The organism is Lentzea chajnantorensis, assembly GCF_054300775.1.
Genome location: NZ_JBSDZT010000002.1, coordinates 5456576 through 5468541, shown reverse-complemented (window position 1 = coordinate 5468541; position 11966 = coordinate 5456576). Strand labels below are relative to the sequence as shown.

At 69.6% G+C, this 11966-nt stretch carries 11 protein-coding genes; 3 read left to right on the top strand and 8 right to left on the bottom strand.

What is annotated here, in order from left to right; genetic code table 11:
* Positions 1-25 precede the first annotated feature (25 nt).
* Positions 26-730: a cold shock domain-containing protein gene (locus tag ACVDFE_RS27050; protein WP_458434401.1), complete on the top strand. Its 705-nt coding sequence runs from the start codon at positions 26-28 to the stop codon at positions 728-730.
* Positions 731-806: 76 nt separating this feature from the next.
* On the opposite strand, the gene ACVDFE_RS27045 is transcribed toward ACVDFE_RS27050, so the two are convergent.
* Positions 807-2387, bottom strand: a complete 1581-nt coding sequence (locus ACVDFE_RS27045; protein ID WP_458432341.1) for an HAL/PAL/TAL family ammonia-lyase — start codon at positions 2385-2387, stop codon at positions 807-809.
* A gap of 452 nt (positions 2388-2839) precedes the next feature.
* Between ACVDFE_RS27045 and ACVDFE_RS27040 the strand changes: the two genes are divergently transcribed.
* Together ACVDFE_RS27040 and ACVDFE_RS27035 are read left to right on the top strand one after the other, a co-directional pair.
* On the top strand, positions 2840-3175 hold the full coding sequence (locus tag ACVDFE_RS27040; protein ID WP_360383546.1) for a hydroxyisourate hydrolase: 336 nt from the start codon (positions 2840-2842) through the stop codon (positions 3173-3175).
* Positions 3172-3882 carry an LmbU family transcriptional regulator gene (locus ACVDFE_RS27035; protein ID WP_458432340.1) on the top strand — a complete coding sequence of 237 codons (711 nt, stop codon included), beginning with the start codon at positions 3172-3174 and terminating at the stop codon, positions 3880-3882. Before ACVDFE_RS27040 ends, ACVDFE_RS27035 begins: the two co-directional genes overlap by 4 nt.
* A 1-nt stretch (position 3883) precedes the next feature.
* Here ACVDFE_RS27035 and ACVDFE_RS27030 read toward each other — a convergent pair whose 3' ends face one another.
* From ACVDFE_RS27030 to ACVDFE_RS27000, 7 genes are all read right to left on the bottom strand, one after another.
* Positions 3884-5350 (bottom strand): condensation domain-containing protein, encoded by a 1467-nt coding sequence (locus ACVDFE_RS27030; protein WP_458432339.1) that lies wholly within the window; start codon positions 5348-5350, stop codon positions 3884-3886.
* Entirely contained in the window at positions 5347-5589 is a 243-nt protein-coding gene (locus ACVDFE_RS27025) for a phosphopantetheine-binding protein (RefSeq protein WP_360383537.1), read from the bottom strand. The genes ACVDFE_RS27030 and ACVDFE_RS27025 overlap by 4 nt, the downstream gene beginning before the upstream one ends.
* Positions 5590-5651: 62 nt before the next feature.
* A complete protein-coding gene (locus tag ACVDFE_RS27020) occupies positions 5652-7415 on the bottom strand; it encodes a carbamoyltransferase family protein (RefSeq protein ID WP_458432338.1) in 1764 nt (587 codons plus the stop codon).
* 84 nt (positions 7416-7499) lie between these two features.
* A complete protein-coding gene (locus ACVDFE_RS27015) occupies positions 7500-8411 on the bottom strand; it encodes a TauD/TfdA family dioxygenase (RefSeq protein ID WP_360383531.1) in 912 nt (303 codons plus the stop codon).
* 8 nt (positions 8412-8419) lie between these two features.
* Complete coding sequence (locus ACVDFE_RS27010) at positions 8420-9883, bottom strand: AMP-binding protein (RefSeq protein WP_458432337.1); 1464 nt, start codon at positions 9881-9883, stop codon at positions 8420-8422.
* Positions 9880-10809 (bottom strand): TauD/TfdA family dioxygenase, encoded by a 930-nt coding sequence (locus ACVDFE_RS27005; RefSeq protein ID WP_458432336.1) that lies wholly within the window; start codon positions 10807-10809, stop codon positions 9880-9882. Before ACVDFE_RS27005 ends, ACVDFE_RS27010 begins: the two co-directional genes overlap by 4 nt.
* Positions 10727-11965: a hypothetical protein gene (locus ACVDFE_RS27000; protein ID WP_458432335.1), complete on the bottom strand. Its 1239-nt coding sequence runs from the start codon at positions 11963-11965 to the stop codon at positions 10727-10729. The genes ACVDFE_RS27005 and ACVDFE_RS27000 overlap by 83 nt, the downstream gene beginning before the upstream one ends.
* Between the last annotated feature and the right edge of the window lies 1 nt (position 11966).

The following is an 11966-nucleotide window of genomic DNA, read 5'->3' as shown; positions in this document are numbered from 1 at the left end:
CGCCTCGCCCGACGCGACCCTGGGCGTGCTCGCCACCGTCTCCTGGTACGAGCCGGCCAAGGGCTACGGGTTCGCCGCGCCGGACGGCGGGGGTGCGGAGGTGTTCGTGCACTCCTCCGCCATCGTCACCGGGGGCGTGCTCGCGGCCGGGCAGCGGGTGGCCTTCGTCGTCACGGCGGGGGAGAAGGGTCCGCAGGCCCAGCACGTGGTGCCGCTGAGCTTCGACGCCGGCGTCCACCGCGCCCCTCTGGTCGCCCCCGGCGACGGCGCCGACGGCTCCGTGCTGTGGTTCGACGAGGAGAAGTCGTTCGGCTTCGTGGCCGCCGACGACGGGGCGGGCGACGTCTTCCTGCACGAGCGCGCCTTGGTCGACGACCGGTACCTGCCGGTGGAGGGCGACCGGGTCTCGTTCACCACGGTCACCGTGGACCAGGGTCGTCAGGCGCGCGAGGTGCGGTTCGTGGCCGCAGGCGAGCCGGTGGACACCGCCGCGACCCCCAGCCAGGCCCGTCCGGCCGCCCGGCCCGCAGCCCGCGCCGGCGACGGCACGGTGGCCCGCTACGACGGCGACCGCGGCTTCGGCTTCATCACCCCCGACGCGGGCGGCCCCGACCTGTTCGTGCACGTGTCGGTGGTCTCCGGCGAGCCCCTGGTGGCCGGCGAGCGGGTGCGCTTCCGCATCCGGCAGAGCGACCGGGGCCCGCAGGCCGACGCCGTCGAGCGCGCCTGACCGTCCGGGACGGTCCTAACAGGTCTCGAAGCGGGCGATGTAGCGGCGCTGCACGGCGTCCCGGCACGGTGTCTCGTCACGCGAGGTTGACGTACTTGTGCGCCAGCTCGGCGCCCTCCTGGCTGAGGAGGCTGCTGCGCGCGCCGGACAGCATCGTGCTCACCGGGATCGTCTCGTCGTGCGGCCTGACGGTCTGCGAGGTGTGCGCGAACCACAGCCGGCCCGGCTCGCTGAGCTGCTCCGCGCCGAGGATGTGCGCCGACTGGTAACACGCCGCGCCCAGCACCCCGAGGATCGTCGAGACGTTGGCGGACAGCTGCAGGCACCGGCGCGCGGCGTTGAGGCCCATGCTGACCACGTCCTGGTTCTGGCCGTTCGACGGGATGGTCTTCACCGACGACGGGGCCGCGAGGTCGAGGTTCTCCGAGGCGACGCTGGTGGCGAGGAACTGGGCGCCCATCAGGCCGAACGACAGTCCGCTGTCGGTCAGCGCGAGGAAGTCCGGCAGCGTGCCACTGGTCGCCGGGTCGACGAGGCGGTTGATCTGGCGCTCGGCCAGCACGCCGATCTCCGTCAGCGCGATGGCGAGGTAGTCACACGCCATCGCCACGTACTGGCCGTGGAAGTTGCCGCCGTGGAACGAGGTGTCCGCGCTTGCGAACACGAGCGGGTTGTCGTTGCACGAGTTGAGCTCGCGTTCGACGATGCCGCGGCAGAACGCGATGGTCTCCACGACCGGGCCGAGGATCTGCGGCACGCAGCGCAGCGAGTAGGCGTTCTGGATGTAGATCCCGGTGTCGGTGACCGCGTCGTTGTCACCGGTCTGCTGCTCGATGGCCGTCATCAGCTCTGCGTGCCTGTGGGTGAGCCTGCTGCCGGCCAGCAGCGACCGCAGCCGATCGGCGACCTGGATCTGACCGGGATGGCCTTTCAGCTCGTGCCCGAGCGCGTCGTAGGCCGCCGCGGAGCCGCGCAGGCACTGGATCACGACGCTGGCGAGGAGCACGGCGCTCTCCAGCAGCTCCTGGGCTTCCAGGAGCGCGATCGACGCGACCCCGGTCATGGCCGAGGTCCCGTTGTTGAGCGCGAGACCTTCCTTGTATCCCAGCACCACGGGCTTGAGACCGTTGGCCTGCAACGCGTCCATGCTGGGCACGCGTTCTCCGCCGAAGAAGACCTCTCCCTCGCCGATCAGCGGGAGTCCCATGTGGCTCAAGGGGGAGAGGTCGCCGCTGGCGCCGAGGGAGCCCTGTTTGGGGATCACCGGGGTGATGCCGTGGTTGAGCAGATCCGCCATCAGCGACAGGGTCTCCGTCGAGACGCCCGAGTAGCCCCGTGCGAGGCAGTTGAGCCGGGCGAGCAGGATCGCGCGGGCCTCGGGCTCGTCGAACACCTCGCTGCCGCCGGCAGCGCACCCGCGGAGCAGGTTGACCTGCAGCTCACTCATGTAGCGGGCGGGCACCGTCACGTGCGCCATCTCGCCGAAACCGGTGTTCACGCCGTACATCGGGCGCTGGTCCATGCCCCACTCGGTGATTCGCTCGTGCGCCTCACGTGCCCTCTGAAGTGCCTGCTCGTCGAGTTCGACCGTCTCCCGGTTGATCGCCACCCGTGCCACGTCGTGGATGGTGAGACTGTGCCCGGTGATGGTAATCATTGTCAGCCTTTCGTGCATGCCACGCCGAATTGGGGTACTACGACGAAACGGTTGTGCGGGCTTCGCGGTCGAAGCTGTTGGCGGGCCGGGCACGCTCGCACCGCTGCCGAAGACCGCCACGCGTGCCCCGGCCGGAAGGTCCGCGGTGCCGCGCCCGTGTTCCGCGCCTTGGCCGGCCGGTACCCCTGGTCCTCCTGGTAGCAGTAGCGGATCGCCAGGCGGTCGTGGGGATCACCACGGACAGCTGTGGGCGGTTGGGCATGCGGCCACGTTGTCGGACGTCGCTCTCACGCCACTACTGGCGCGGTCTCCGCGTACTGATCCGGGAGGGGCCCGGCAGGAGCGCCGTGAGAGCGGAGCAGGACCGGCGCCTTCCATGGTCGGACGTGTGAGTCGGATGTCCGCGAGGGCCGGCTCTCGACTTGTGGTCACGAGGAGGGTCGAGTCTTGTCATGAGCGTCTCTGTCCGGGTCATCGACGGCATCTACGGAAGGCCGGCCGCCGGACTCGCGGTCAGCCTCAGCCGACAGTCCGATGGTGGGTCAGTGCGGCGGTGGACTGGTCGAGCGGACGAAAGCGGGCAGGTCCTGAGCTTGCGGGAGCTTTCACTGCCGCGGGGAGCGTATCGGCTGGAATTCGACCTCGGCGAATACTTCAACACGCTCGGGTACGCGCCCCGCAACTCGGCGATCGGGGTGAGCTTCACGACCAACCGTGACCGTGTTCACCGGATCACGCTGCTGGTGACTCCCGCTAACTGCTTCATATTCAGCGAGGATGGGCAATGAAAGTCAAGTCAGGAGTGCCATCGCAGTTCCCGCCCCTGCCCGCGGACACCACTACGGCCGGCGCCGCCACGCTGCCTTCGCCGGGACTGCGCCTCGAAAGCGGAATGCCCTTCGACAACTGGCTGGGGATCGGCCAGAGGCTGGCCGAGGTCGCGAGCAACTCGGCGTGGTGCCTGGGTGACTGGCTGATCTACGGCGAAACCCGCTTCACCGGGCGTTACCGCAGTGCCGTCGAGCAGACCGCGCTCGACTACAAGACGTTGCGCAACTACGCGTGGGTCGCCAGGAAGTTCGCGCACGCGAGACGGAGGGCCGGGTTGAGCTTCGAGCACCACGCCGCGGTCGCCGGTCTCCCCGGGCCGGAGCAGGACTACTGGCTTCGGAAGGCGGAGTTGTTCGGCTGGTCGAGGAACGACCTGCGGCGCGAGGTGCGCGCCAGCCTCTCCACGCGCGGCGAGGACCTCGCTGACCGAGGTGTCGCGGCCGGGGTGACCACGGACGCCGGGCGTGAAGACGTCGGCGTGGCACCGAAACTGCAGCTGGATGTCACCGACGATCAGCTTGCCATGATCACGGAGGCGGCCAGCAGGTCCCAGCTGTCCGTTGGCACGTGGGCACAACAGATGCTTGAGCAGGCAGCTCGCGCGACCTTGGCGTTCGCTTCGCGAGAACCGGCTCCGGCGACGCGAGCCGCCGGAGCCGGCTGACTCACTCCTCGATCCGGGCGAACCGCGCAATGGCGTCGCGGTACGCCGCTGTCGCGTCGGCGCGCGTGTGTGAAGAGGCTTCGGAGTAGAGCAGAACGCGGATGTGCTCACCTACCTCTTCGCTCCGGTTGAAGCTGGCCTCGAACGGGAAGTCCGTGTGGGACCAGTCGTCGAACGCCTCCAGCGTGTCCAGGTCGAGCCGTTGCGCGACACCGGCGATGCTGTGGAAGCTGTTGAAACCGAACAGGGAAGCGGGAACCACCGCCCGGCCGATGGTGCGGGCCAGCTGGGCCAGCGGAGTCCGGCCGCGCATGGTGACCTGCATCAGCTGCCGGTGCGCCAGGGCGACGGCCTCCCTGCCCGGTGCCGGGACGTCGACTCGCAGCGGGGCGACGTTGAGGAACATCCCCCGCGCGTCCACGCCGTTCGGTACCGCGAGCCGGGTGTTGACGGGGACGCCGGTGAGAATCCTCCGCTCGCCGGCCAGTCGTGCCAGCGCCTCCAGGTGGATGGCGAGGAGCACGGCCTTCACCCCGGAAGAGCTCGCCGCGAGCCGGCTCAGCATCCGGTTCTCCCTGCCCACGATCTCCACCGAGTCCTGCCACGTGTGGCAGTCGCGAGTGGACTCGGCACTCGGCCGTGGTTCCAGTCCGCAGAGGTACTGGCTCCACCACTGCGAGTCGGCGACCGTGAGTGACTGGAAGAGCTGCTGCGCGCTGTGCTCGCGGAGCCTGAAGCGGGGCGAGTCGTTCGCGCCGGACGACGCCGGCCGCTCGGGTGGCCGCCCGGTGAGCTCCGCGACGTAGCGGTCCAGGAACTCCACCAGGTTCAGGTGGGTGCTCCACCCGTCGGCGATCGCGTGCGGCTCGGTCAGGGTCAGGGTGATCGCCGTATCGCTCAGGAGGTGGACCGTGAGCGTGACGAGGGGCGGATCCGTCAGGTCGATGGTCCGCGCGTTCTCGGCATCGGCGAACTCGGCCAACCGGTGTTGCTGCTCACCGTGGGGGAGCCCGCGAAGGTCGTGCACCGTCACCAGTGGCCGGTCGACGTGGTCCAGCACGACCTGCATCGGGCGTGAGTAGCGGTCCAGGTCCAGCAGCGACCGGAACATCTCGTGCTCCCGCACCAGGCCGCGCCCGGCCTCCTCGAAGGCCGCGGGGTCCACGCGAGGCACGGTCAGATGTGAGGTCGCGACGTTGTGGTAGGCCGGGACACCGACTGCGCCGCGGTCTCGAAGTGCTGCGGCCATGAGCATCCGGGTGGCCATCGCGGCCTGTTGTTCGCTCATCGGGAAGGCGTCCTCGGCGCCGGCCGGCAGCCGTCGGCGATCCGCCGGAGAGACCAGGCCCAGCGCGGGTATCCGCGCCCATCGGTGGTCCGGAACCTCGAACGCCTCGCTGGCCTCGGCTGCCGCGCAGAGCGTCGCGCGGACGGACTCGGAGATGGTGTCGCGACCCCGGCTGTTCACGATCGCTCCTTCGCCGGACGTGCTCGTGCCGCGAGGGACTCGAGTTCGTCGTCTTCCAGCACGTCGCGGATGGTGAGTTCGACACCCCGGGTGCACGCGATGGCCACGAAGCGCACGCACAGGATCGAGTCGCCGCCGATGGTGAAGAAGTGCGCCGAGCGGTCAGGCGGTGCGTCAAGGCCGAGGAGCTCGACCCAGATGCTCGAGATCAGCTCCTGGGTTTCATCGATGGTTCGCACGGGTGCCTCCTGAGGTCCGAGATGTGCCTTGGCCACGGGGATCCACGGATCCGCCCGCCCTCCTACCGCGACACCAGGAGGTCGCCCATGACCATCGCGTCGATGTCGATCCGGGAGAACGTCGCGACCGCGTCCTCGGGTGAGCAGACGATCGGCTCCCCCCGCGAGTTGAACGAGGTGTTGAGCAGGACCGGGATGCCGGTGACCGCACGGAAGGCGTCGATCAACCGCCAGTAGAGCTCGTTGTCCTCGTGTCGCACCACCTGGACCCGGGCGGTGCCGTCGACGTGCGTCACCGCCCCGAGGCTTGAACGCCACTCCTCGCGGACATCGACTGTCTCGATCATCCACAGGTACTCCTCGGGATCGTCGATCTCGAAGCACTGCTTCGCGTACTCGACCAGGACCGCCGGGGCGAGCGGCCGGAACTCCTCCCGTTGCTTGACCATCGAGTTGATCCGGTCCCTCATCTCGACGGTTCGCGGATCGGCGAGGATGCTGCGGTTGCCCAGCGCGCGCGGGCCGTACTCCATCCGGCCCTGGAAGAGCGCGACGACCTTTCCGTCGTTCAGGAGCGCGGCGGCCTCACCGACGAGGTCGTCGACTTCGAGCCGTCGCCAGCGCAGGCCGGCGCGTTCCACCGCGGTCTGGATGCGCTCCGAGGTGAAAGCCGGACCGAGGTAGGGCAGCCCGATGCGCGGGCGAACTCGCCTGCGGGGCGCCTCGGTGCCCTCCTCGACCACCGCCAGCGCCGCACCCAGCGCCGTTCCGTCGTCGCCGGCCGCCGGTTGGACGAACTGCCGCCGGTACCTCCCGCTCTTGCGAATGGCCTGGTTGACGACGCAGTTCAGGGCCACGCCGCCGGCCAGGCACAGGTTCTCGCTCGACTGCTCGTCCTGGTGCGCCGCGAGGAAACCGACGACGGTCTCCTCCGTCACGGCCTGCAGCGCGGCGGCGATGTCGAGGTGGTGCTGATCGAGGCTCGCTCCCGGTTCCCGTGGCGGGCCGAGGACCGAGGCGAGGTGGTCCCGTGACTTCTGGTAGGTGAAGCGCTCCTGCGGTGTTTCGTTCAGGTACGTCAGTGGCGTGCTGTAACGGCCGTCGTCGTGGCGGAGCACGAGGGTGTCGAACGCCGAACGGAGTCGCCGCCGGTCCCCGTAGGGCGCCAGTCCCATGACCTTGTACTCGTCGAAGTTCATCCAGAAGCCCAGGTGCATGGTGACCAGCCCATAGACGAGTCCGATGGAGTGCAGCCCGCCCACCTGGCCGCGCAGCCGCAGTCCCCGCGGTCCGCCGGTGTACAGCGAGGTGCTCTCGAACTCGCCCACCCCGTCGGCGACGAGGACATCGGCGGAGTCGAAGCCGGAACAGTGCAACGCGCTGGCGGCGTGGGCCTGGTGGTGCAAGACCGGGATGACCTTCAGGTCGTCGCTCCAGAGGTCCCTGGGAAATGCCGCGAACAGGTCGCGCTGGATGACCTCCGGCGCGTACACGTTCTGGTATTCCTCGATCGCGCCTTCGGATTCGAAGTACGTCTGGTACCGGCCGAAGTCGAAGTTGTGCGCGACCGCGCTCACGTCACGCGGAGAGATGCCCGCCGCGTCGAGCACGTACTCGATCGCGGCCCGTGGGAACTCCCCGGTTCCCTTGCGCCGCACGAAGCGCTCCTCGGCCGCGGCGGCCACGATGCCGTCCTCGGTGACGAGAGCCGCTGCCGAGTCCGCCCCCTGGGCGAGCCGGTACACGCGCTCGCCCAGCCCCGGAAACGACTGCCGCATGTACGGCTGGCTCTGGCCCAGCCCACTGACTCCCAGGACATATGGCACGATTGCAGCTCCTCTTCGTCGACATCGCGGGTTGACATCGGTTTCTTCGCTCTCGATGAGCCTTGAGCAGAGGTTTCGCCGGCGTCAGGTCATCGCCACCGCGATCTGTCGTTGCCCCTCGTACGGTTCGCGTCCGTGAGCCGTCAGCATGTTGTCGATCATCAGCAGGTCGCCTTGCCGGTAGTCGAACCGCGTCGCCGCCTCGCGGTACTTCTCGCGGACGTGCGCGCACACCTCCGCGGGGATCTCCTCCCCGTCGCCGTAGACGGTGTTGTTGGGGAGGCCGTCCCTGCCGAAGAGCTGTTCGAGGACTCCGACGACCCGCTCGGGAAGGGTCGTCCAGTGGAAGAAGGCTATGTGGTTGAACCACAGTTCGTCGCCGCTTGCCGGATGGCGGTGAAGGGCCACCCGATCAGCGACGGTGCGGAGGGTCCCGTCGTTGTTCCAGTGCGTCCGGATGCCGTTCTCTCCGCAGTAGCGATCCACGGCTTCGCGGCTCGTGGTGCCGAACACCTCGCTCCACGGCAGGCCGATCTGCGGATGGTAGTTGCGGATGTGCCGCCAGCCACGCCGGCGGAACTCCTCGACGACGCCCGCGTCGAGCGAGGCGGTGACCTGGCGGACGTCGGCCAGCGGCGTCGCCCCACCCGAGGCGGGAGGCTGCTGACAGAAGAAGAAGAGCCTGCTCGGCCAGGTCGCCTGGTAGGAGTTCTCGTTGTGGAAGAAGATCTCCTCCTCACGGGTGTACTCGGTCGACGTGTAGATCCCGGACTCGAGCTGCTTCCGCGGTGTGGAGCGTTCCGTGTAGGGCAGCGGTTCGCCGCCGAGCGCCTGAACCGCCTTCGCGAAGTCGGCCGTGGTATTGAGGGGAAATCCTCGGAACAGGACACGGCCGGCTGACCTCAGCCGCTCGTCGACGTACCGGGACTGCTCCTCGCTCAGCCCGGTGGTCAGGTCGCTGTCCAGATCGGACGGTGTGATCGGGGTGGCCGGCATCTTTCCCGTTATTCCCATGACACGCTCGACTTCCCACGTTCTGTGGTGCTGACCTGGGTGCTGATCCGGATGGAGCTCGGCAGTGCGTAGGACGGGAACGTCTCGCGCAGGTGTGCGAGGAGGTCTTCCTGGGTCGTCCCGCCGTCCCGGGTCACCACGGCCGAGCGGAGGCCGTGCACCTCGTCCGCCTGGACGGCGGCGCTCACCACCCCCGGGAAGGCGTTGAGGCGCGACTCGAGAGCGGCCAGGTTGATCCGGAAGCCCGCGACCTTCGCCTCCCGTCCCAGTCTGCCGAGGTAGGTGTAGGTCCCGTCGTGGTCGCGCCGCACGCGATCTCCGCTGCGGTAGCTGCGCTTGCCGGGCGGACCGGGGAACGGTCGCAACCGCCCGCGAGCCGTGACGTCGCCCGATTCCGATTCCGAGGCGGTGAGGTAACCCGTCGCGACCTGCACCCCGGTGATCACCAGCTCGCCCTCCTCGAACTCGTCTCCAGCCGGGGAAGGCGGTCCCTCGATGCTCAGCTCGACGCCAGGGGGAGCGGTCCCGATGGGAATCTCGTGACTGGTGCAGTCGGCGGGCACGGTGTAGCGGCAGCAGCCCACGGTCGCCTCGGAAGGGCCGTACTCGTTGACCACCAGCGTGTCGGGGAGGCTCTCGCGCCAGCGGGCGACACCGGGCCCGTACAGGGCCTCACCTCCGACCACCAGGACCGGTATCGAGTACCGGGCCCCACGCGCCTCCAGCAGCTCGCACAGCACGGTGACCTGGCTCGGCGTCATCTTCACGAAACTGGCGCCCTGCAGGATGCCGGGGTCGTTGGCGACGTGCAGCGGCCAGCGCAACGGATCGAGGACCTCCACCCGTCTGCCGTTCAGCAGCGGTCCGAGGAGGCTGGTGATCGTCAGGTCGAAGCCCAGCGAGGTGAACAGCGGCGCCCCCCACCCTCGGGTGCAGTCGTACTCGCGCATCGACCAGCCCAGGTAGGCCGTCACGGCGGACTCGGGTACGACGACTCCCTTCGGCTCGCCGCTGGTGCCCGAGGTGAAGATCACGTACGAGGTGTCCCTCGGGACCGTGGGGATGAGGCGGTGCGGGCCTGGGTCGCCGGCCAGGTCCCGCGGGCTGAGCCGGACGACGCCGTCGGTCGTCCCGCCGGCGGCCCCGAGGATGAAGTCGGCACCGCACAGACGGGCGATCCTGGCGGCGGTGCGGGGCGGCATGCGGAGATCGATCGGAGCGAAGGCGGCTCCGGTCATCAGGATCGCCACGACCTGGACGAGAGCGGTCGTGCTCGGCGCCGCCTGGATGGGCACGACGGCCCCCGGCTCGGCCCCGCGCCGGCGCAGGTGGACGGCGACCTCGCGTGCCTGCGACAGCAGTTGTGCGTGGGTGGTGACCACGCCCTGTTCCACGACCGCGGCGGCAGTGGAACCGGCCAGGCCTCCGACGAGGTTGTGCGCGAACGTGGTCATGGCCGCGCCAGTTCCATGCAGTCGACGGGATCGCCGGCGGCGACCAGCAGGCGACGCACACCCGAGTAGGGGTTGCGCGCGTGGCTGCGGCGCAGGTTGTCGACGACGATCGTGCGGTCCGGTTGCCAGGGCACGACTTCCTCCAGGTCGGAGCAGATTCCCATGACCTCGTCGACGACGGCGTCGGGAATCGGCCCGCCGTCCCCACGCCGGCATCCCTTGGGGAACTCGTGAGGCTCGTACAGCAGGCGGAGCGAATCGTAGAGGTCCTCGTCCAGCGCGCGAGGATGCCAATGCAGGAGCTGTGCTGTCAGCGAGGGCCGGCCGGTGGCCGGGTCGAGGATGACAGCCGGTCGCCGCTGCTCGGTGGTGAGGACGCCGCCGCGCTCGTCCCACCTCCAGGTGGTGTCCTCCCGTTCGCAGGCGCGCTCGACGGCGGCGGGATCAGTGGTGCGGTAGACCTGACGCCAGTCGAGCCCGAGGTCCATGCCCAGCCTGCGGACGTAGGTGACCCCGGTGGCGAGCACGTTCCTGGTCGCGCGGCTGAGTCGCGTGTAGACGGCTGTCATGTCCGCGGTCGGTGTCTGTCCACCGTCCCCGATCTCCTGGCATCCGAAGACGATCCGCCGGGGCCACCGGCGTGCGAACGTGTTCTCGTTGTGCCACAGCAGCTTTCTGGTGCGGGAGAACGGGGTCGGACTGTTGACCGTGCCCGTGGGGTCGTCATCGACGCCGGTGTGCTCCGGGTTGTCCCTGGTGAGCGGTCCGCACGCCGCGGCGGCGAGTCGCTGGAAGGTCGCCACGTCCTGGCACAGCCCGTCGCCGTCGATGACGACAGCGCCGTCACGGCGGAGGTGCTCCGTGAGCGCCGCGGAGTTGTCGTGCCACCACACTTCCGGTGGACCGTCGAGCCTGAGATGCCGCATCGTCGGCCATCCTTTCGCCGTGTGCCGCCGCCGAGATGAGGTGCTGACGTGCCAGCCGCGCCAACCGCTCGACATCGGTGCTGTCGGCGGTGCCGCGTCGTGCGGTGACCGTCAGGTCGAGGCCGGTGTCGGTGACGGTCACGCCCACCGACAGCTGGTTGCGTGCCACCGGCAGGCGGATGGCGACGGGCCGCAGGTTGTGCAGGCGGTTCTGGTACCGGATGTGGCGGAAGTAGAACTTGACGGGGTGACCGTCGTGGCCGGTGGTCTCGCTGTCCGGACGGATTCCCCGCCGCGCGGCGGCGTCCAGCCGGTGCAGCACGGCCGTGTGGACGGTGGCGGCCGCGGCCGCACCGGACGTACCGCGGTCGACGGTGGCGATGTCCAGTTGGGACAGGTGGAATCCCATCGTGTCGGGGGACGTGCCGGCCAGCGGGCGGAGGTCCACGTCGATGTACGCCCTGATCGTCGCCGGCTCCGACCACACCGCCGCCGCGGCCGCCAGGTGCCCGACCGTCCAGGCGAACGGGGTGACCCCGGCTCGCCGCGCCGCGGCCGCGAGCCGCTCCCACACGCGGTCCTCGTTCGGGATGGTCAGGTGCAGTTGTGGGTCGGTCACGAGCAGGGCGTGGTCCTGCGTGGCGACGTGGTGCACCGAAGGGCTGACGCCGCCTTCCCCCGGCCCGGTGAGCCTGCGGTCGACCTCGGTCCAGAAGACCTCCTCCGAACGCGTGTCCCACACGATGTGGTGGGCCAGCACGAACAGCCGCGCGGCGTTTCCCCTGTCATCGGTCTGCGCGGCCAGGTGGACCAGCGGCCCGGTCGCGAGGGGGGTCGGCAGCCCGGTCAAGTGGGCGATGACGTCCGTGCGCGACCATTCCGCCGGGAACGTGAGGAACTTCGCGGGTGGCGTTGCCGCGGGCGACTCGAGCACCTTGTGCAGCAGGCCGTGCTCGTCGACCGCGAACCGTGCCAGTGCCTCGGGGTGACCGGCCAGGACGGCGGTCATGGCGTCCGCCGCGTGGCGAAGGCCCACCCGCGTCCCCGTGCGCGGCTCCGCGGCTGCGAGGCACAGGTGGCGCCCCGGCAGTGCCGCCGCCTGTTCCTGGTACCACAGGCCGAACTCGGCTGCGGTGGCGGGCAGAACCGTTGCCATC